Source organism: Cerasibacillus sp. (assembly GCF_036516575.1).
Taxonomy (GTDB): Bacteria; Bacillota; Bacilli; order Bacillales; family Amphibacillaceae; genus Cerasibacillus.
The window spans coordinates 107,968-128,761 of record NZ_DATBTY010000003.1; the positions used below are offsets into that span (position 1 = coordinate 107,968).

The window sequence follows — 20,794 nt, forward strand, 5'->3', positions numbered from 1 at the left end:
GAATTTCCTCATCCTAAATCTATTTTCTAACGCAACCATTTTTACTTATAAATGGAAAACGACCATACGATTAAAAAAATACTTACTACTCCCCAAACTGTAGCCCCCACTATCCACCAAACAACGGGTTTAGTTGAAATCTGTTTACTATCCTTACTATCCTTATTTTCTATTATTAAAGCGACCTTTCTTTCCATACTTTTTTTCATAGAAGCAAGAACAACAATTCCGATTATGATGAAACCAACAGTCACCCAAGGTAACAAATCCATTCTCACACCCCATTTTTATGAGTTGTTTTCCTAGCCAGGCAAAATACATAATTAAAGTACAGTCCGAAACACTATTTTCATTATATTTTAAGATAAAATTCCTATTACCTTCAAGATAAGATCTTCTGCAATTCGGCCTTTTTGTTGGAATCAAAAGCTACTGATTCAGTCACTATACTTATTTTAACATAGACATGTTTCAAATGTTTTTCTATATTTTTATTATTTTTAGTAAGGGTAACTTGCATTTTAATAACAATATAGGACCGGTAGGAATAGCTAAGTACTTCATTTCTTACAGGTATATTTTTAACTCTCTTAATTTATTCATATGTATTGTAAACTACTTTCTGCATTACGATTACTTGTGATACGGTTTACCGTGGTGATTTAAGACATTGCATGAGTAGATAGACTTGTTATGATATAATTTTACACATTATATGATAGATGTAGGAATCTCGTGTGAATTAATGAAGCAATTAGACAGGTAAACTGGATGAGTATCGTTATAACTTTAATGGGCGAGAGTGGCAAGTGAAATCAAAATCATTTTTAGGAATCTACATACCTAATCGATACAGAAGTAGTTACATTTGAACTTCATACACTTCCGCAATTAGTGCAGAAGCTGTTAGATTTCATTATTAACAAACAACGAACGGAATTATGGAATAGTTTACAAGAGGTTAAAAAATAACAGGAGTACGTATAGAACTAGTTAAAGATGATGAGAGATAACTAACCTAATTGACAAACCCCCAAACAGTATAGTCATCATAGCCATTTAAAATGTAACTAGCCTTTGGTAAAATCATCAACGGCTAATTAATCTTAATTATTCATAAAACAAGTCGCATAAACACATTTTTAAAACCAGCTTCCGACAAAGAATTACCACCTTACCTGTAACAGTTTTTGCCTCTATTTGTAATACGGTGCTATAGCCTGAACCCTATTCCGTAAGTCTTCTTCAATTATTGCAGGATGTTGTCCCTTTATTAATTCGACATTATCTCGCTTACCTTTTCTTCTCATTTCATTCCAATTTTTATGTTTTCCACATCTATAAAACCATCATAAGTCGGTTTTTCAAGTATAGTCTTTATAGAATTAATACCAAAAAGATTCCCCTTCTTAGTCTTTAAACCATTCTTATTTACAAGATTTATAATTCTCTTATATCCATAAACTGTTTCCACTTCAGAATTAGTGGAAACAGTTTTGAGTTGATGTAGGGGAGGATGGGGTAGCAATAGATAAGATTAAGCAAGTTCGGAATTCTTTGTCGACAGTCGATCTAGATTATGAAAAGAGGTAATACAAAGTATATAAATTTATATCACCATATTACAATTACATTTACCCACTCTGAATCATTCTCAATTTCCAATATTCCACAAAGTATATCATGTACTTTTATAAATTCAGGTACAATACTTCTCATAACATTAATAATTTCTATCGTATCTCTTCCACATTCCCAACTTTCAAGTAGTGACTTTTGCCTGTCTTTTAACTGACTTCTATCACCTTCGTATTTAGACCAATCACCAAACGTATTTGGTTGAACTCCTGAAGCCATATACCAAGCTGTTGACATGAATAGTCGTAATTTGTCAATACAATACAAAGCATAATAATATTCTTCTGTCATTGCCTTTCTATATGCTTCATGTAAATATGCAAAAAATTTTGTTCTCCAAGCTTCAAATTCAGCGAAGGTCGGTTTGTAAATAATTTCCATGGACTGTCTTTGTATATTATTCATAACTTCATTGGTATCTTTGATAATTTCAATATTTTGTAACCAAGTAGAGGGTTGAATATCGTCTAAAGTAAAATAAAAAATGTCCACTTTAACAAAACAGTCATAATGGGCAACAGTATAGATTGACGAAGGATTAAAATCCTCAAAATACAATACATTTCCCCAGTTTTTTTGCACGCATCTGTTTATTTCCAATGTATTCGTTTATTTTGTTAGGTTTGACAATGATTCTAAGGTCAATATCTGAAAAAATATTTGTATTTTCATTACCGATTGAGCCACCATAAAAAAATGACAGAACATTATCATCACTTAATAAATCATTTGCAATTGCATCTAATAATTTATTTCGGTTATTTGGTAACTCTAAGTCTCTCTCTTCATGCTTATTTACGAATCCCACACATTAAAAACACTCTCCTTAAATAAATATTTATTATGTAAGAATTCCCTGTTTTTACTCCATGCCCTTTTAAGAATCACTATACTTACTTTAACACAGACAGATTTCAGATGTTCTTATATAATTCCTTTGTTTTTAGTACGAGTATTTTACGTTTATAACAACAGTGTAAGACTAGCTAGCGTAGTTCATTTCTCCCAAGTATATTTTCACCTTTAACTCTCTTAAGCTTTCCATATGTATTGTAAACTCTTTTTTCTGCTTTACCATCACTTGTGGTACGGTTCCCCCCGCATAATCTTAAACCCCCGATAAATCTGCTCTAACAAAATCAGTCTCATAAGCTGATGCGGAAAGGTCATTTTTGAAAAAGAGAGAGCATAATTGCTTCGCTTTCGAACATCATCACTTAGACCTAAGGAACCACCGATGACAAAGGCGATTTTGCTTTTTCCATAAGTTGCGAGGTCTTCAAGCTTTTCAGCTAATTGTTCAGATGTTAGCATTTTACCTTGTAAATCAAGTGTAATGACATAGGTATCGGGTGTGATCTTAGCTAAGATGCGATCGCCTTCCTTTTGTTTCACATCCGCTTCTTCACTGGCACTTAATGTTTCGGGTGCTTTTTCATCTGGTACTTCAATAATGTTTACTTTTGCGTAAGCACTTAATCGCTTTAAATATTCAACAATGCCTTGTTTTAAATATTTCTCTTTTAGTTTTCCAACAGAAACAATCGTGATATTCATATATGTTCGTCCTTTATGGTTTTCGTATTTTCATCTAGTGTAACAAACATATAGCGTTTTTCTAAATGATATATACACCCAACCTTAGCTGCCTGTCCACAAAAAAGGACGATACTTTTTAACGACAATTGTATCGTCATTTTTCTTGTCATCTCGCTAGCCTAAATCACTAAAAATGAGATGTTTCCCGAAGAATTTATAGATAAATAATCTCTTCTCCATCACTCAAATTCATGCTCCGCCAACACGGTTGCAATATCGTCTTGAATATCTGTCAAAGAACTGCCAATTTGGTTATTAATTAAAATTGAAAAGATAAGTTTTTCACCATCGGCTGACGTCACGTAGCCTGATAATGTATTAACACCTGTTAGTGAACCTGTTTTTGCTTTCACATTGCCTTTTGTTGGTTCTTCTGTCATACGAAATCTTAATGTTCCACCAACTAAGCGATCTGGTTCACCAGCAACAGGTTGGGCATTTTCAAAGATGTCAAACCACGGTTCCGATTGAACGGTATATAGAAGTTCGGTTAACGCATCGGTGGTGACAATGTTTTTATGTGACATCCCGCTCCCATCACGTAGTAAGAAATGTTTTTTATCCATGTCATATGATTCGAGCGTTTCTTCCATGACCTGAAGGCCTTTATCCCAACTTCCCTCATCATAAACGACACGTCCCATTTCCTTGACGAGGGTTTCTCCGTGGCCATTGTTACTTAATTTCATGAAAGGAATCATCAACTCTTCTAAAGGAATCGATTTTTTAGATGTTAATGTTGTTAATTTCTTTGGAGCGACGCCTTTTTTCTGTTGATGTTTTCCAATCATTGTAATTCCTTCTTCAGTTAATGATTTATGAAAAACGTCTAATGTATATAATGCTGGATCCCAAACCGTACGCCAGACACGTGTTTCATTCGACCCGACTGGAATGGTTCCATTAATAATCATACGATTTGTGCCATGTTCACGTTCAACTGTTATTTTACGATCAGCATCTTTCGCCACTGTTTTAGCGCGATTAACAATTTCTATCACATCTGTCTCAGGGATTAACTTAACTTTTGGTGGTTCATTTATTTTATTTCCCGGGAATACTTCGACGATGACTGTACTTGCATCATAATCATTATTCGGTGAAAGTGTTAAAGCTGATATTGGCGCGCCTGGATAATTTTCTTCATCTGACCAATTGAGGTCTTGTGAATACCGAACATCGTCATACCAACTTTCATCGGCAATTAAATCTCCCTTAATTTTTTGAATACCTTTCGCTTTTAAGTCTTTAGCAAATTGATCTAAATCTTCTTTTAATAATGTCGGGTCCCCTTGACCAACCATATAAAGATTTCCTTGTAAAACTTGCCCTCTAATGTTCCCATCTGTTGCGATTGTTGTATTGAACCGATAGTCTGGTCCTAACACGTTGAGTGCAGATACACCCGTTATTAATTTCATATTTGAGGCTGGGTGTAAATGTAGTTGCCCATTATGTGTGTAGATAAGTTCACCATCTTGAGCGCGCCGGACACTTACACCGATACTGACTCCGTCTAATCGTGGGTCACTTAAAATATGATTAATCTTTTCTTTTAGTGATTCGTCTGTCGTTTGCTTTGCTTGTGATATATGTCGTGATGATTTTTTAGTAGCGATGGCTTCTGATGATTTCGCTGCGGTTGCATGTGAAGGATAATTCTCGTGGTGTGGGAGTAACGCTAGGCCAATAAACAATAAAATAACAATCAAATAGCGCCAATGCCTTGAGAATGATGGCATATTTACAAAACCCCTTCCGAAGATATTTTAATTGTCCCACTATTACTTTATTTTAATATACCATTATTTATTAGAAAAAGCATGTTTTATATGATATATATGTTAAAATATATAAAATTCAACTGGTGTTTTTAAAGGGGGAGAAATGGGTTGTTTGTTTATGAAGTCGATGAAGAGCTTACATTAAAGATGATGAATTCAATGAATGCAGAACGATTATTTGAATTAACCGATCGTTCTCGTGATTATTTAAAGGAATGGCTGCCTTGGTTAAATCATACAACAAAGGTCGAACATTCCAAGCACTTTATTGAGCAGGCTTTTCAGCTCCATGCTGATCGGCGAGCATTGATATCCGGTATTTTTTTTCGTGGAGAATTGGTTGGCGTCATTTCTTTTAATCAGTTTGATTGGACGAATCGGATCGGTTATATCGGATATTGGCTGGGGCAAGATTACCAAGGAAATGGGATTACAACACGGGCCGTTCGAGCGTTAATCGATTATGGATTCGATGTATTAAATTTAAATCGGATTGATATTCGTGCCGCTGTCGAAAATAAAGCGAGCCGTGCTATTCCGGAGCGACTCGGATTCAAACAAGAGGGATTACTTCGCCAAACAGAGTGGCTTTATGACCATTATGTTGACCATGTCGTTTACGGCATGCTTGCTCACGAATGGAGAGACAGGTAATCGAACTGTTTATTATGTCGGACTAGTAAAGCTATCATTTCTCCGCTTTTCAAATAATTAGATATTACCCGGGAAATATCGACATCATTTTTGTAAATAATAAGCGGCCGTCCAATAAGTCCTTTTTGACTATTGGGTGGCTTTTTTAAGAAAATCGTAAGAGACTTGCTTATGTTAGAGTTAATGCGAATTAAGTCCCCCGTTTCCGGATGACTTACTATACATTGAAGGGTTCAATGCGAGGTAACTCATTCGCTCACCAAAGACTTACTATACATTGGAGGGTTCAATGCGAGGTAACTCTTGCGCCGCCCAAAGACTTACTACACATTGAAGGGCCCAATGCAAGGTAACTCAATCACCTCCCAACAACTTACTATACATTGAAGGCTTCAATGCGAGGTAACTCCATCACTTCCCAAAAAATTACTATACATTGAAGGACCCAATACGAAGTAACTCATGCGCTCCCCAAAAACTTACTACACATTAAAGGGGCCCTATGCGAGGTACTCCAGCGCCGCCCGAAAACTTACTTCACATTGAAACGATGAAACGATAAAGCACGACATCCTAAGCACAGATCACATACTCATATACAATTTAAATAACCAAAACAACCGCATCAACTGGACGAAGACGACCTCCAACAAAACTCTTAAACACAAAAACAAGTGAAAGAAATAGTCTGCTATCTCCTCCACTTGTTTATTTTCGGAAACTATCAAATCGCTCCTAATTCATTTGTACATGATGGAGTTGCGCAAATAAACCGTTGCGCTTAACGAGTTCATCATGCTTTCCTTCTTCTTCAATACCGTTTTCTGTAATGACCATGATCCGATCAGCATTTCGAATCGTTGCCAGACGGTGCGCAATGACAATCGTAGTCCGGTCTTTCGATAAGTCCTCAAGTGCTTCTTGGATAATTCGTTCTGTTTCCGTATCAAGAGCCGATGTCGCTTCATCGAGAATTAATATCGGTGGGTTCTTTAAAAACATCCGCGCAATGGCGATTCGTTGTTTCTGACCACCTGATAGTTTCAGGCCTCTTTCGCCAACTTCTGTTTCATAGCCATCTGGGAGCTTTTGAATAAATTCATCTAGATGGGCACGACGAACTGCTGCTTCAATTTCGCGATCAGATGCATTTAAATTTCCGTAAGCAATGTTTTCGCGAATCGTCCCTGTAAATAAAAACACATCTTGTTGCACAATCCCGATTTGCTTTCTTAGGGATTGTTTTGTCATATCACGAATATCGATACCATCAATCGTAATCTGTCCACTGTCAACATCGTAAAAACGTGGAATTAACGAAGCAATGGTCGTTTTTCCAGCACCAGATGGACCGACTAAAGCAACTGTTTCACCTGCTGTTAAATTAAAACTCATCGCTTTTAAAATCGGACCTTGTGCTTTTTCATAACCAAATGTCACTTTATGAAAGGAAATATAGCCTTGTAGAAAATCGACATCCTTCGCATCTTTACGATCAACGACATCTGGATTTTGATCTAGCAATTCACAAAATCGTTTAAAACCAGCCATTCCTTTTGGGTATAGTTCGAGTAGGGCGGTGATCTTTTGGATCGGTTTAAATAAAACATTCGTAAACAATACGAAACTGACAAGTTCACCATATGTCATTTTCTGTTGGAATGTTAGCCAAGCACCAAAAACTAAAACGATTAATATCATTAAATGCATCATTAAATATATACTCGAATTTACTCTTGCCATGACACGATATGCGCCTAACTTTGCTTTACGGAAATTTTTATTTTCTCTTGTAAAGCGTCTCATTTCATATGCTTCATTCGTAAATGATTGCACAACACGTGCCCCAGAAACGGCATCTTCCACTTTTCCGTTAATTTCAGCAATTTCTTCATACATTTTCTTCCATGCCCGGCTCATTTTAATATTGCTATAAGCCATCAGGAAAATGAGAATCGGGACAATGAATAATAAAATAACAGAAAGATGGAAGTTAATATTAAACATAAGAATAAAAGCACCAATAAATGTCATCGTGGCAATAAAAAAGTCTTCTGGACCATGGTGTGCCAGTTCTCCGATTTCAAATAAATCATTCGTAACCCGGCTCATAATATTTCCTGTCTTCGTATTATCGAAAAATCGGAAGCTTTGTTTTTGAACATGTGAAAAGAGTTCTTGTCTTAAATCTGTTTCGATATTTAGGCCGAGCTTATGCCCCCAATAAGTGACAACATATTGCAATGCAGTACTTAATAAATAGACAAATAAGAGCAATATCCCAACAACGATAATCATATTCCAATTGCCCCCTGGAATAAGGTCATCGATAAACGTTTGCACTGCAACTGGAAACACAAGCTCTAGCAATGCAACAATAACCGCGCTCGTAAAATCAATCATAAATAAGCGACGGTGTGGTTTATAATATGAGAAAAATCGTTTAATCATGATGTATTCACTTCCTTCCATTTAAAAGCACAACATATCCACAAAGTTATCCACATATGCACAAATGTTCCCTCCTATTTTGTGGCAGAAAAAATGTTCGCTACTAAATCTAGGGATATCCACCGTTTATCAACAGTTTGTGGATAACTAAAGTGAAAGTGTGGATGAATTTGTGAAAAACTTTTACATTTTTCCTTTTAAACAAGCTATCTCTTCGTTAGAGATAGCTTGTCTCATTCTTGCTTACCTAATATAAGCTTTGTTTCTTGTTTTTTACCATCGCGGTAATATGTGACTAGAACTTCATCACCGACACTTTTTTCTTGATAAAGTATTTTGCGAAGTTGAATGATATCATTTACCTCTTTACCATCTAAGGCTGTTATGACATCTAATCGGTTTAATCCGGCACGGTCAGCCGGAGAAAAGCGTTCAATACTCCAGATATAGACACCACCGTCTAATTCTTTAGGTAGCTTTAATGTATCATACCACTCACTTCTGGGCACTTCATCTAATGAATAAATTTCCACACCAAGATATGGACGTGTAACGGTTCCAGTTGTTTCTAATTCATCCATGATAGGCTGTGCGGTATCAATCGGAATTGAAAAGCCAATACCCTCTACAGCTGCTTCATTAATCTTCATCGAATTAATACCTATCAATTGACCAGCAATATTAATGAGTGCACCACCACTATTTCCTGGATTGATGGCTGCATCAGTTTGGATGACTTCAGCTTGCCAATCGGGTCGTCCGTCACGATTAAAGTCTTGTGGAATGGTTCGTTGTTTACCACTGATAATTCCTTGTGTTACAGAACCTGCAAACATATGGCCAAGAGGATTTCCCACCGCTATCACAGGTTCACCGACTTTAACAGATTCAGAAGACCCGATCTCAATAATGTGGGAAATGTATTTTTTATCAACACGTAATACGGCTAGGTCAGAAAATAAATCACTTCCTAATAACTCCGCCCGAATACTTGTATCATCATGTAGAATAATCTCGATTTCATCGGCTCCTTCAATGACATGATGATTCGTCACGATATAGCCGTATGTATCGTCCTTCTTATAGATCACGCCGGAGCCTGTACCTGCTTCACTTGCTTCTGCTTGGGGATTCCAAAGATCTCTTTGTAATTGTAAGTTGGTCACTCCGACAACAGCAGGAGCTACTTGTTCAACAGTATCTGTCATTTGTGTTGTAACATCAAGTTTTACATTCGTTACGGATGGATTACGATTTATTCCAATCGCATCTTCGTCTGTTGAAGATTCATCAACTGTCCTAAAAACGGCTGGCTTAACCATGGCAACTAAAAGAATTCCGATAATCATTCCTAGTAATAATGGGGTGAGCCAGTTCCGTTTTTGTTTTCTTGGGTAAGCATGGTCATCATAGTAGCCCAAGTTGGTCACTCCTCTTTCATTAAAGAAATAAGACTACAATCTTTATTATCGACAAAGCGGCTTCCATTCATACTTAACCAACTTTATATAATGGTGTCGCTTGTTTAGGATCTGTGTCATGAAGCTCGATATCGATGCCACGTTCTTTTAACATTTGATCAACCGTCATCCGTGCTAAGTCTTTCATATTATTTTCTTCACTTAAATGTGCAAGATAAATGCGTTTCGTGCGATTTGAAATAATATCTGCTAGAGCTAATGCACTATCTTCATTGGATATATGTCCTGAATCACCTAATATACGTTGTTTGACACTCCATGGGTAACGGCACATCCGTAACATTTCAACATCATGATTAGCCTCGAATACATAAGCATCAGCATCTTCAATTGTTTTCTTTATCCGTTCCGATACATAACCTAAGTCCGTTACTAAAGCAACTTTATTTTTCCCTTGATGGAATGTGTAAAACATCGGTTCAGCTGCATCGTGGGATACACGGAATGATTCGACATCAATATCACCAAATGTCTTAACAGAATGACTATCAAATAAAAACTTTTGATCAATTGTCAATTTACCAATTGAGTTCTCCATTCTTTTCCATGTCTTTTCATTCGCATAAATGGGTAATTGATACTTTCTTGCGATGATGCCTAGTCCTTTAATATGGTCACTATGTTCATGAGTGACTAGAATACCAGATAATTGACCCGGATCAACATCAATTTCACCGAATAAACGATCCAATTCTTTACCACTTAATCCTGCATCAACCAACAACTTTGTACGATCAGACTCAATATAAAACGCATTACCTGTACTGCCAGAGGCCAATACACTAAAACGTAAACTCACTTTGTTTCACTCCGCTTTTTTAAATCTGTCATTTTGTTTTCTAACATATCGATAACACTTTTCTTCCAAGAAACTTTTTGACTGGTTAAACTCATCCGACTCAGTAAATTTGATATTTCTTCGTAAAGGAAATCTTCATCGCTACTCGTAAAAATAATACCCTCTGTTGCATTTACGAAAAAACTCTTTTCTTTATTAACTGTGATTTTCCATGTTGGTACGAATACTTGGACACCATCCGCTAATGGGACAACTGTTTGATAACCGACAGTTAATTTATTAACGGTATCACCAGAAACGATGTGTTGATTATTATAGAGCCGTCCAACCGCTTCAACTGGATGAATGAGGGGTTTTTTCTCACTATTTATATCCGCCTTATCCAAGCGCGTTTGAGTATATAAGATAATCTCATTTTTCTCATTTAAATAAATCACAACAACACCACTTGGATTAAAATAAACGGGGCGTCCATTTTTAATCGGGAAGAAATAGATAACATTTTTCTCTTTATTCCATTCACCAAATTGATATTCATCCCCGTATAGAATATTAGCTTGAACAATTTCTTGTAACTGTTCTTCTGTGACTTTATCTGGAAGGGCAATACCTTCCTTGAATTGCGATATGATGAGGTGATTTTCATTCGTTATCACTGCTTCTTGATTAGGTAATCCCTCTAATCGGTCACGATCCTCTTTTGAAAAATCTTTTTGTCTCACTTTAATAAACGCTTCTTCAACGCGTTGATTAGGCGTATTTTCAATTGTAATATCATCATCTTTTAACTGCTGTTCTAACGTAATCTCTTCTCTTTCTAATAAACCGATATTGGCAGCTTGTTGCTTCTCGATAAATTGAAAGATTAAATAAATATCCAAAACCAAAAAGCAGAGGATAAATAATGTTTTTATTTGACTCCATTGCATCCTCAGCTCACCTCTTTACTAATATCTTTATCTGACTGTATCTCGACCCAGGCACCATTATATTTCATAAACCAGGCTGGTTCTAATGTAAAGATATAAGATGACATATCTTGAAATTTCAGTCGATAACCGACACGAATGTCTTGGATATCCTTCAAATTATATTGAGATTGATTAATAAATTGAATGATTTCTTCCCCTGAAGGTAGTTCTGTCATTTCCTCAACAATTAAATCACTTATTTGAAACAATGGTCGTTCATACTTAAATAATACTTGTTTACGCCATTCTTGTTCTAATCTAGCACGGTTATTGCTAAGAATAGGTTCGCCGTTTTGGTACATTAGAAAGGTGACTTTTTGATTAGCTGAATCGATGGACTCAAGATGAAATTCACCCGTCCATCCTTTATGTTCATTAATATTGTCAACTGTTTTCTCAAGTAACTCAACTGAATGGAGCGGTTCTTTTATATCCATTTGGCTTGGATTCGTAAATTCCATATTGAGTCTTTGTGAATCGATTTGTAATTGTTGACGGCCATCTGTATAATTAGCAACATTTGCCTTTGTTAAATTACGCGTTACAATCGACGGATCACTAAATAAAGCATTAATTAATTTGTTAGGTGCTTGATTAAGTGCTGCAACGTCCACACTGAACGATTTTTTTGCCTTTTCTACTTTTCCATTTGGTATGTATATATACCAATCCGGCTTTGTTTTAAAGGCAATATATTCTTGTAGACGCACTTTATTTTCCATATAACTCAGAAGAAGTTCATACTTTTCAGCTTGTTGAATAACCGCTGTAGCTTTTTGTTTACCATCGATGGACAGAAATTGTAAATTTATCATCGGATGATTTTTATCAAAGGTAATAAACACGCGATCAAATGACCAGCTTGGGAGGTTTTTTAACTCCTTATCAAATGTAAATAACCGAGGGATGATTTTCATTGGAAGAGGAGTTGGATATCGAATTTCGATTTGACGTTTTTGTTTTGGCGGACCAGTTGAATCGCCCGTTGAAAATTCATAAATCGTCCAACGTCCTATTTCACGATAAAGGCTTTTTAAATCATTCGCTTGTTGAAAACCAAAAAAATCACCCTGGTCATGGAATATCATATCATTTGGAATGATGACATCTTCTAATAAAAGTGTATCACCAGCTAAGAATAAATCGTCTTCCGAAACATACATCCGGTCTTTGTCTTGATGAACATCAAAGCCCGGTTTATACGTCCAAATATTATAAGTCAAAATTAAGCTTAAACCGACTAAGATGAATAGGGCATATGATTTAATAACCTCAATTTTCATGCGTATCCCTCCGCATCCGGCCCATTAAAGGCATTAGGGGAAGTGTAAAGTAAATCGTTGTTCCTCTTCCTTCACTACTTCTTGCCCAAATCCGTCCTTTATGCGCTTCAATCAGTTCTTTCGAAATCGCTAATCCTAAACCACTTCCACCTAATTTACGACTTCGCGCTTGATCTGCGCGATAAAAACGTTCAAAAATCTTATCAATTTTTTCATACGGAATACCTACCCCTTGGTCAGAAATACTAATGAGTAATTCTTGGCGCTGTTGAACAACTTTTAATGTCACAACACCACCTTCTGGGGAATATTTGATAGCGTTTGAAATTAGGTTATCTAAGACTTGCATCATCTTATCGCGATCAATCCAGACGAAGTATTTTCCGTTCGGGATTTTACGAACGAGGGTTAAGTGTTCAGGAATATTCATTTCAAATCGGTCAATGACATAATGGAAGTAGTTTGTAAAGTTTGTTCGTTTCTTTTCTAAACGAAAATCTTTGTGATCCATTTTGGATAGCTGTAGCAAGTCATTTACCATACGGATCATACGCTCAGTCTCATTTTGTGTCACTTGTAAAAAGCGCGGAGCTACCTTTTCATCTTGCCAAGCCCCGTCTGTTAATGCTTCTAAGTAGCTACGCATTGTTGTTAATGGTGTCCGTAATTCATGAGAGACATTAGAAACAAATTCGCGACGTTCACGTTCTAAATTTTCTTCTTCTGTCACGTCACTAAGGACTGTAATATATCCAGTGATTTGATCTTGGTCATCCAAAATTGTTGAAAAGGTGGCGCTAATTAAAAAGTCCAGCTCCTCATCACCGAAATCGATAATCATTGAATCACTTTCTGTTAATGTTGTCATATCAAAATTTGTTTCATCAAGTTGAATGATGTTTAATAATGATCTTCCCTGACATTCTTCAGGGCTTTTTCCAATTAAAATACCAGCTGCCTTATTCATCAGTGTAATCGTTCCACGCTCATCAGTTGCTATCACACCGTCTGTCATATTGGATAACACGAGACTCATTTTACGGCGTTCCTTTTCAATCATGGCATATGAATATCGTAACTGATCGGTCATATCATTAAACGATACAGCTAATTGGCCAATTTCATCTGAGCCATAGACATTAACTTTCTGTGTAAAGTCGCCCCGTGCAATTGTCTGTGCTTGACGACGCATCTCTTTAATTGGCTTTGTAATCGTTCGAGCAACCAAAATTCCTAAGAGAGCTGATACAATAATGGCTATAACCGAACCTTTAAAGAAAATCTCATTCACATTTTGTAACTGACTATAGACACCTTCCATCGATGCTTCTAAATAAATGACACCGACAACTTGATCACCTTTCCCTTGGATAGGAACTGCTTTTACAAATACACGGCTTCCTGTTTTCCCGTCAAATAATGTTCGGTCCGGCGTTGAGCCATAGAGTGCTTTTTGTACTAATTCACGGGTCGACTTTTTCCCGATAATGTCGCTACTATTGACGGTATCATTTGTACCGAGAACTCGACTTTGGCTATTAACGACTTCTAATGTTGTCATATCCTTTGAATCAATTTCTGAAATGATTGTTTGCACTTCTTGTTGTATCGTTAGCTCTTCTTCTTCTCCTTTAGAGCGGTCTTTTTCAAATGCTTGTTCAAGATTATAAGTTAATAATTCAATACGGTCATTGACACTAGACTTAAAGTTGGTTAAGAGCTCTTTCTCCAACTGACTAGCAAAATAGGCACCAATCACCTGTACAGCTACAAGTAAGAGTAAGATGTAGATAATTGTAAATTTTAATTGGATGGAGCGAAAACCGACTTTCTTCATATAAACCTACCCCTACTCTGGATTCCTCATATAATAGCCTACCCCACGTCGTGTAATAATCCATGTCGGCTCACTAGGGTCTTCTTCAATTTTTTCACGGAGTCGTCGTACAGTCACATCAACCGTACGAACATCCCCAAAATAATCATACCCCCATACCGTTTCAAGAAGATGTTCACGTGTCATAACTTGTCCAACATGACGTGCTAAATAATGTAATAATTCAAATTCACGGTGTGTCAACTCGATTTCTTCCCCATCCCGCGTTACTGTATAAGCATCTAAATGAATCATTAAGTTACCGATTTCAATATCATTATTCTCTTCTTCCACATCAGGAACATGTGCTTGTCTACGAAGATTAGCCTTTACACGGGCAATTAATTCACGATTACTAAATGGTTTTGTCACATAATCGTCTGCTCCAAGTTCTAATCCTAATACTTTATCAATCTCTGCGTCTTTTGCCGTTAACATAATAATCGGCATTGATTGTGTTTTTCTAATCTCACGGCATACTTCATTTCCATCTTTATTCGGTAACATAATATCAAGTAAAATAAGATCTGGTTTTTCATCTTTAGCCATTTCTATCGCTTCGTCACCATCATATGCGCAAACGACATCATAGCCTTCTTTCTCTAAATTAAATTTTAGTATATCTGCAATCGGCTGTTCATCATCAACGACCAATATTTTTTGTGCCATAAATCCGTTCATTCCTTCCCTTTACATTTTGATTATATATTTATTAGAAAATTAATTTTATTAAAATTCTTGCCCAGTCCTTCTGTCTATTCTAACGTATTTTCAACAAAATGTCTTATGTGAATCATTACTATCATTATAACGAAAACTCATTCCTATATGAAGTGTCGCTTCATATAGAGGGGTTTTTTGGAAATGGGAAAAAGGGCAATTCCGTGCTTTATCACACGATATTGCCCTTTATTTTTATAACTATAATTAATAGACATCTCTTACGACAATCGTTTGCTTACGATCAGGACCGACTGAGAATATTGATAACGGAATCTCTGTCAGTTCAGAAACACGATTTAAATAGTGCTGTGCATTTTTTGGTAATTCATCAAAGCTTGTTACATTTGTAATATCTTCTGTCCACCCAGGCATTTCTTCATAAACGGGTTCACATTCGGCTAATACAGATAAGTTAGCAGGGAATTCTTCGATGATTTCCCCTTTATGACGATAGGCAACACATATCTTCAATGTGTCAATACCTGTTAAGACGTCTAAAAGTGTCACAGACAAATCAGTAATACCACTCACACGACGGGTATGACGAACAGCAACACTATCAAACCAACCAACACGACGTGGTCGACCTGTTGTTGTACCATATTCACGGCCAACTTCTCGAATACGGTCGCCTGTTTCATCATGGAGTTCTGTTAAAAACGGCCCATCACCGACACGGGTTGTATAAGCTTTTGTTACACCTACAACACGTTCTATTTTTGTCGGTCCAACACCAGCACCGACAGTCACACCACCAGCACTTGGATTTGAAGATGTTACAAATGGATATGTCCCTTGATCGATATCAAGCATGACACCTTGTGCACCTTCAAATAAGACGCGGCGATCCTCATCTAAAGCGTTATTTAAAATGAGCGATGTATCTGTTACATATTGTTTCATTTTCTGTCCATATGCAAAATATTCATCGAAAATCTCATCAACTGAAACGGGATCTGCATCATATAGCTTTGTAAATAAACGGTTTTTTTCCTTGACGTTTTGTTCGAGTTTTTCACGGAATGTGTCAGCATCTAACAAGTCAGCCATACGAATGCCAACGCGCGCCGCTTTATCAGTATAAGCTGGTCCAATTCCCTTTTTCGTTGTTCCAATTTTATTGGTACCTTTTTCTTCTTCTTGTAATACGTCTAATTTTATATGATATGGCAAAATAACATGTGCCCGATTACTAATATAAAGATTATCTGTTGAAATATTATGTTCTTGTAAATAAGCTAGTTCGTCTAGGAATGCTTTTGGATCAATAACCATTCCATTTCCTAATACACACGCTTTTTCATTATTAAATATACCGGATGGGATCAAATGAAGTTTATAAGTTACTCCATCAAATTTAATCGTATGCCCTGCATTATTACCACCTTGGTAACGAGCAACGACTTCTGCTTTTTCTGCTAAAAAGTCAGTTATCTTGCCTTTTCCTTCATCGCCCCATTGCGTCCCTACTACAACTACTGAGGACATGGCGCACCTCCGTTAAGTTTGTCTTTTAAATACGTTTTTCATTATCACAAAGGCTAGTTTATCAATTATGGATGATCAAGTCAATTATTAAGCGAACATTTCTTGTTAAAATCTTGTTATCGTTCGGAAAATAAAAAAACAGCCCATTATGCTTGGGCTGTGGCTGGTGGAATTTGACTATCATCATAACGATGATCTAAGTCGACGAATTTATTATATTCTTTCACGAAAGCAAGTTCGACTGTACCAACTGGACCATTACGTTGCTTAGCAATGATGATTTCAATAATGTTTTGTTTCTCTGATTCCTGATCATAATAATCATCACGATATAGGAAACCAACAATATCCGCATCTTGCTCAATACTTCCTGATTCACGTAAATCGGACATCATCGGGCGTTTATCTTGACGTTGTTCTACTCCACGAGACAGCTGAGATAGAGCAATAACTGGAATTTCTAATTCTCTAGCAATTCCCTTTAATGAACGGGAAATCTCTGAAACTTCTTGCTGGCGGTTCTCTCTTGAATTCGGACTTCCTTGAATCAATTGTAAATAGTCAATGACAATCATACCAAGTCCGTGTTCTTGTTTGAGACGGCGACATTTCGAACGAATTTCACTCACGCGAATACCTGAAGAATCATCTATAAAAATACCTGCATTTGATAACGACCCCATTGCCATTGTCAAACGTCCCCAATCTTCGGCTTCGAGTTGACCATTACGTAATCTTTGTGCATCAATATTCCCTTCTGCACAGAGCATACGTTGAACGAGTTGGTCAGCTCCCATCTCTAAGCTAAAGATTGCTACATTTTCATCCGTGTTTACAGCTACATTTTGTGCGATATTTAAAGCAAAAGCGGTTTTACCAACAGATGGACGTGCAGCAATAATAATCAAATCATTACGCTGAAATCCTGATGTAATTCGATCAAGATCCCGATAGCCTGTTGGAATCCCTGTCACATCACTTTCACGGTTATGAAGTTGTTCAATATTGTCATATACTTCAATTAATACATCTTTAATCGCTTTAAAGGAACCCGCATTTTGTCGGTTAGCAACTTCTAGGATTCCTTTTTCTGCTTCATTAAGTACCTCATCGACATCATCTTCATGTGTATACGATGTCGTCACAATATCTGTAGCTGTACGTATCAAACGTCTGAGTAACGCTTTTTCTTCAACGATTTTACAATAATAGCTAATATTAGCTGCTGTTGGTACACTACCTGCTATTTCTGTTAAATAAGATACGCCACCTGCTTCATCTAAAATCTTACGGTCTTGTAAAGCTGCTGTAACAGTTAAAATATCAATCGGCTCACCACGGTCTGATAAGTTTAACATCACTTCAAAAATCCGTTGGTGACCCGCACGATAAAAATCTTCCGGTTGGAGAATCTGTGAGGCTGTTGAAAAAGCTTCTGGCTCTAAAAAAATCGCCCCAATGACAGATTGCTCCGCCTCTAAATTATGTGGTGGAATTCGGTCGTTCATCATCTCACTCAACAGCCATACCTCCTCTCCATCATACTTAATTAGATAAACCTTACTTTACTGTTCAACAACATGAACTTTGACTGTTCCTTGAACATCTGGATGTAATTTAATTGGTACATGAACAACTCCGAGTGATTTAATTGGTTCTGCTAATTCAATTTTACGGCGATCAACTTTAAATCCATGATCTTTCTTTAATACATCTGCAATTTGTTTATTCGTAATCGAACCAAATAGACGTCCACCATCACCTGATTTAGCTTTCAATTCAACGGTAATCTTTTCTAGTGCCTTTTTAAGCTCAATCGCTTCTTCTTTTTCTTGTTGTGCTTGTTCATCTAATTTACGTTTCTGAGCTTCTAATTGTTTTAAATTCCCAGGTGTCGCTTCGACTGCTAAGTTATTTTTTAATAAATAGTTACGAGCATAACCAACAGACACCTTTTTAACGTCGCCTTTTTTTCCTTGACCTTTAACATCTTTTAATAAAATAACTTTCATGTTTCATTTCTCCCCTCTATATATTCATCAATAATAGTTTTAAGCTTCTGTTCAACTTCATCAACCGTTGTACCTTCGATTTGAGTGGCAGCATTTGTTAAGTGACCACCACCACCTAATTTCTCCATAATCACTTGAACATTTATTTTACCAAGAGACCGGGCACTGATGCCAATTTTTCCATCTTCACGTTCAGATATGACAAATGATGCCGAGATACCGCTCATTGTTAGCAATGTATCTGCTGTTTGGGCGATTAATACAGACCCAAATGTATGTCCAGGTGCTGCTTTAGCAATGGCAATCGTTTCTTCGTAAACTTCCGCTGTTTCAATTAAGCGACTGCGGTGAATATAGGATTCAAAATCTTCTTTAAGGAATTTCTGAACTAAGACAGTATCTGCACCCTTAGAGCGTAAATATGATGCAGCTGCAAATGTCCGAGAACCAGTTCTGAGTGTGAAACTTTTCGTGTCTACAACAATCCCCGCTAATAAAGCAGAAGCCTCAAGAATTGATAATTTCTTATCTTTCGGTTGGTATTCAAACAACTCCGTCACCAATTCTGATGTTGATGATGCATAAGGTTCCATATAAACGAGTGTTGGGTTGTCAATAAAATCTTCTGCTCGGCGATGATGGTCGATGACAACTTTATAATCTGTTTTTGATAATAAGGATTCATCAACAACCATTGAAGGGCGATGCGTATCTACGACCACAATTAAACTGTTCTGGGTAATCCGTTCATGCGCATCTTTTGGCTCAACGAAATAGGGCCAGAGATCTTCATCTTCTTTAACCGCATCAAGTAATCGATAGACCCCTGTGTGCACATCTTTCGAATCGATGACAATATAACCACTTTTTCCATTTGCACGCGCTATATGGAGAATCCCTATCGCAGAACCAATCGCATCCATGTCAGGTACTTGATGCCCCATAATAAAAACATGATCACTTGCCTTTATTAAACCAGTTAAAGCGTGTGAAATAACACGTGCCCGCACCATGGTGCTTTTCTCCATCGGGTTTGTCTTACCACCATAAAAACGTGCTTTTCCTGTCTCATCTTTTATAGCGACTTGGTCTCCCCCTCTTCCAAGTGCTAAATTTAAACTCGAATGGGCCATCACCCCGAGTTCTGGAAGTGACGTATTGCCGTAACCAATTCCGATACTAATTGTTAGAGGAACGTTTTGCATCGTATCCAGTTCTCGAACTTCATCTAAAATAGCAAATTTAGATTCCTCAAGCTCTGTTAATATCGCGTTTGTCCCCACTGCTAAAAATTGTTCTTGAGATGTACGCTTTAAATATAAACCAAACCGACGTGACCATTCATTTAAAGCCGAAGTCACCTTTGAGTTCAGTTGACTTTTTAGCGTATCATCCATATTTCGCGTCAATTCATCATAGTTATCTAAATAAATAATAGCTAAAATCGTATGTTCATTATCATATAATGTCTCGATTTCTAATTGTTCTGTGCGATCGAGTACATATAATAAACGGTCATCTTTACGAATGATAACTTGAAAGCCATAATCTCCGTACTTAAATGTGACATTTTCTTTATTTTCGTTAATAGCCGGAATGAGCTGATCAGATATATCTTCAAGTGGTTTACCAATCATATCTGTTTCAAAAAAATGATTCATATGTGGGTTCATCCATTCCACATAATAATCATCATTATAAATGATCATTCCTATGGGCATGTCTAATAAAACCTCTTCACCGACATCCTCTACATGATCTGATAAAGACGCAATATGTTGTTTGATTTCATTTTCATTTCTTCTCTCTTGTTGGATTGTTTGGAATATAGCAGCTAGTAATAATAAGGTCATCAATAATCCTAATATAATGGATATATACCATATAATACCTAGCATAATAAATGCGACCAGACTTAAAAACAAGAGATGTGATCTTGATTTCATTTGATGATTAAACATAATTAATTCAGCTCCTACAAAGAAAAACGCTTAACGCGTCTTTCATGAGTAAGGACCAGAGAAAATTCTCTGGA

At 36.7% G+C, this 20,794-nt stretch carries 18 protein-coding genes; 1 reads left to right on the plus strand and 17 read right to left on the minus strand.

Features of this window, described 5'->3' with window-relative positions; genetic code table 11:
- Nucleotides 1-41: 41 nt before the first annotated feature.
- The 6 genes from VIG73_RS00700 to dacB form a co-directional block, all read right to left on the minus strand.
- On the minus strand, nucleotides 42-272 hold the full coding sequence (locus VIG73_RS00700; RefSeq protein WP_331638344.1) for a hypothetical protein: 231 nt from the start codon (nucleotides 270-272) through the stop codon (nucleotides 42-44).
- 1,034 nt (nucleotides 273-1,306) lie between these two features.
- The gene (locus tag VIG73_RS15675) at nucleotides 1,307-1,474 is read right to left on the minus strand and encodes a recombinase family protein (RefSeq protein ID WP_414648346.1); all 168 of its coding nucleotides are present in this window, start codon (nucleotides 1,472-1,474) and stop codon (nucleotides 1,307-1,309) included.
- 140 nt (nucleotides 1,475-1,614) lie between these two features.
- Nucleotides 1,615-2,196 carry a hypothetical protein gene (locus tag VIG73_RS00705; RefSeq protein ID WP_331638346.1) on the minus strand — a complete coding sequence of 194 codons (582 nt, stop codon included), beginning with the start codon at nucleotides 2,194-2,196 and terminating at the stop codon, nucleotides 1,615-1,617.
- Nucleotides 2,186-2,446 carry a hypothetical protein gene (locus VIG73_RS00710; RefSeq protein ID WP_331638348.1) on the minus strand — a complete coding sequence of 87 codons (261 nt, stop codon included), beginning with the start codon at nucleotides 2,444-2,446 and terminating at the stop codon, nucleotides 2,186-2,188. The genes VIG73_RS00705 and VIG73_RS00710 overlap by 11 nt, the downstream gene beginning before the upstream one ends.
- A gap of 269 nt (nucleotides 2,447-2,715) precedes the next feature.
- On the minus strand, nucleotides 2,716-3,195 hold the full coding sequence (rlmH, locus tag VIG73_RS00715) for a 23S rRNA (pseudouridine(1915)-N(3))-methyltransferase RlmH (RefSeq protein WP_331638350.1): 480 nt from the start codon (nucleotides 3,193-3,195) through the stop codon (nucleotides 2,716-2,718).
- A 221-nt stretch (nucleotides 3,196-3,416) separates the two neighbouring features.
- On the minus strand, nucleotides 3,417-4,979 hold the full coding sequence (gene dacB / locus VIG73_RS00720; protein WP_331638353.1) for a D-alanyl-D-alanine carboxypeptidase/D-alanyl-D-alanine endopeptidase: 1,563 nt from the start codon (nucleotides 4,977-4,979) through the stop codon (nucleotides 3,417-3,419).
- Nucleotides 4,980-5,129: 150 nt separating this feature from the next.
- On the opposite strand from dacB, the gene VIG73_RS00725 reads away from it, so the two are divergent.
- Nucleotides 5,130-5,675, plus strand: coding sequence for a GNAT family protein (locus VIG73_RS00725; protein ID WP_331638355.1), 546 nt, complete (start codon nucleotides 5,130-5,132; stop codon nucleotides 5,673-5,675).
- A 735-nt stretch (nucleotides 5,676-6,410) separates the two neighbouring features.
- Here VIG73_RS00725 and VIG73_RS00730 read toward each other — a convergent pair.
- From VIG73_RS00730 to VIG73_RS00780, 11 genes are all read right to left on the minus strand, one after another.
- Nucleotides 6,411-8,126 carry an ABC transporter ATP-binding protein gene (locus tag VIG73_RS00730; protein ID WP_331638357.1) on the minus strand — a complete coding sequence of 572 codons (1,716 nt, stop codon included), beginning with the start codon at nucleotides 8,124-8,126 and terminating at the stop codon, nucleotides 6,411-6,413.
- 233 nt (nucleotides 8,127-8,359) lie between these two features.
- Entirely contained in the window at nucleotides 8,360-9,547 is a 1,188-nt protein-coding gene (locus tag VIG73_RS00735; RefSeq protein ID WP_331638359.1) for a S1C family serine protease, read from the minus strand.
- 73 nt (nucleotides 9,548-9,620) lie between these two features.
- Nucleotides 9,621-10,406: an MBL fold metallo-hydrolase gene (locus tag VIG73_RS00740; protein WP_331638361.1), complete on the minus strand. Its 786-nt coding sequence runs from the start codon at nucleotides 10,404-10,406 to the stop codon at nucleotides 9,621-9,623.
- On the minus strand, nucleotides 10,403-11,335 hold the full coding sequence (locus tag VIG73_RS00745) for a two-component system regulatory protein YycI (RefSeq protein ID WP_331638363.1): 933 nt from the start codon (nucleotides 11,333-11,335) through the stop codon (nucleotides 10,403-10,405). The genes VIG73_RS00740 and VIG73_RS00745 overlap by 4 nt, the downstream gene beginning before the upstream one ends.
- Before the next feature lie 2 nt (nucleotides 11,336-11,337).
- Nucleotides 11,338-12,660 (minus strand): YycH family regulatory protein, encoded by a 1,323-nt coding sequence (locus VIG73_RS00750; RefSeq protein ID WP_331638365.1) that lies wholly within the window; start codon nucleotides 12,658-12,660, stop codon nucleotides 11,338-11,340.
- The gene (gene walK / locus VIG73_RS00755; protein ID WP_331638367.1) at nucleotides 12,650-14,497 is read right to left on the minus strand and encodes a cell wall metabolism sensor histidine kinase WalK; all 1,848 of its coding nucleotides are present in this window, start codon (nucleotides 14,495-14,497) and stop codon (nucleotides 12,650-12,652) included. Before walK ends, VIG73_RS00750 begins: the two co-directional genes overlap by 11 nt.
- A 12-nt stretch (nucleotides 14,498-14,509) precedes the next feature.
- On the minus strand, nucleotides 14,510-15,205 hold the full coding sequence (yycF, locus tag VIG73_RS00760) for a response regulator YycF (RefSeq protein ID WP_331638369.1): 696 nt from the start codon (nucleotides 15,203-15,205) through the stop codon (nucleotides 14,510-14,512).
- Nucleotides 15,206-15,463: 258 nt separating this feature from the next.
- The gene (locus tag VIG73_RS00765) at nucleotides 15,464-16,747 is read right to left on the minus strand and encodes an adenylosuccinate synthase (protein ID WP_331638371.1); all 1,284 of its coding nucleotides are present in this window, start codon (nucleotides 16,745-16,747) and stop codon (nucleotides 15,464-15,466) included.
- A 146-nt stretch (nucleotides 16,748-16,893) separates the two neighbouring features.
- A complete protein-coding gene (dnaB, locus tag VIG73_RS00770; protein ID WP_331638373.1) occupies nucleotides 16,894-18,267 on the minus strand; it encodes a replicative DNA helicase in 1,374 nt (457 codons plus the stop codon).
- A 45-nt stretch (nucleotides 18,268-18,312) separates the two neighbouring features.
- Complete coding sequence (rplI, locus tag VIG73_RS00775; protein WP_331638375.1) at nucleotides 18,313-18,759, minus strand: 50S ribosomal protein L9; 447 nt, start codon at nucleotides 18,757-18,759, stop codon at nucleotides 18,313-18,315.
- Nucleotides 18,756-20,720 (minus strand): DHH family phosphoesterase, encoded by a 1,965-nt coding sequence (locus VIG73_RS00780; RefSeq protein ID WP_331638377.1) that lies wholly within the window; start codon nucleotides 20,718-20,720, stop codon nucleotides 18,756-18,758. The genes rplI and VIG73_RS00780 overlap by 4 nt, the downstream gene beginning before the upstream one ends.
- Nucleotides 20,721-20,794: the final 74 nt, after the last annotated feature.

Coding starts and splice junctions, on each gene's coding strand:
- dacB (WP_331638353.1), bottom strand. CDS start 4,979: ATGCCATCATTCTCAAGGCATTGGCGCTATTTGATTGTTATTTTATTG.
- rplI (WP_331638375.1), bottom strand. CDS start 18,759: ATGAAAGTTATTTTATTAAAAGATGTTAAAGGTCAAGGAAAAAAAGGC.
- walK (WP_331638367.1), bottom strand. CDS start 14,497: ATGAAGAAAGTCGGTTTTCGCTCCATCCAATTAAAATTTACAATTATC.
- rlmH (WP_331638350.1), bottom strand. CDS start 3,195: ATGAATATCACGATTGTTTCTGTTGGAAAACTAAAAGAGAAATATTTA.
- yycF (WP_331638369.1), bottom strand. CDS start 15,205: ATGGCACAAAAAATATTGGTCGTTGATGATGAACAGCCGATTGCAGAT.
- VIG73_RS00780 (WP_331638377.1), bottom strand. CDS start 20,720: ATGTTTAATCATCAAATGAAATCAAGATCACATCTCTTGTTTTTAAGT.
- VIG73_RS00750 (WP_331638365.1), bottom strand. CDS start 12,660: ATGAAAATTGAGGTTATTAAATCATATGCCCTATTCATCTTAGTCGGT.
- VIG73_RS00730 (WP_331638357.1), bottom strand. CDS start 8,126: ATGATTAAACGATTTTTCTCATATTATAAACCACACCGTCGCTTATTT.
- VIG73_RS00765 (WP_331638371.1), bottom strand. CDS start 16,747: ATGTCCTCAGTAGTTGTAGTAGGGACGCAATGGGGCGATGAAGGAAAA.
- VIG73_RS00700 (WP_331638344.1), bottom strand. CDS start 272: ATGGATTTGTTACCTTGGGTGACTGTTGGTTTCATCATAATCGGAATT.
- VIG73_RS00745 (WP_331638363.1), bottom strand. CDS start 11,335: ATGCAATGGAGTCAAATAAAAACATTATTTATCCTCTGCTTTTTGGTT.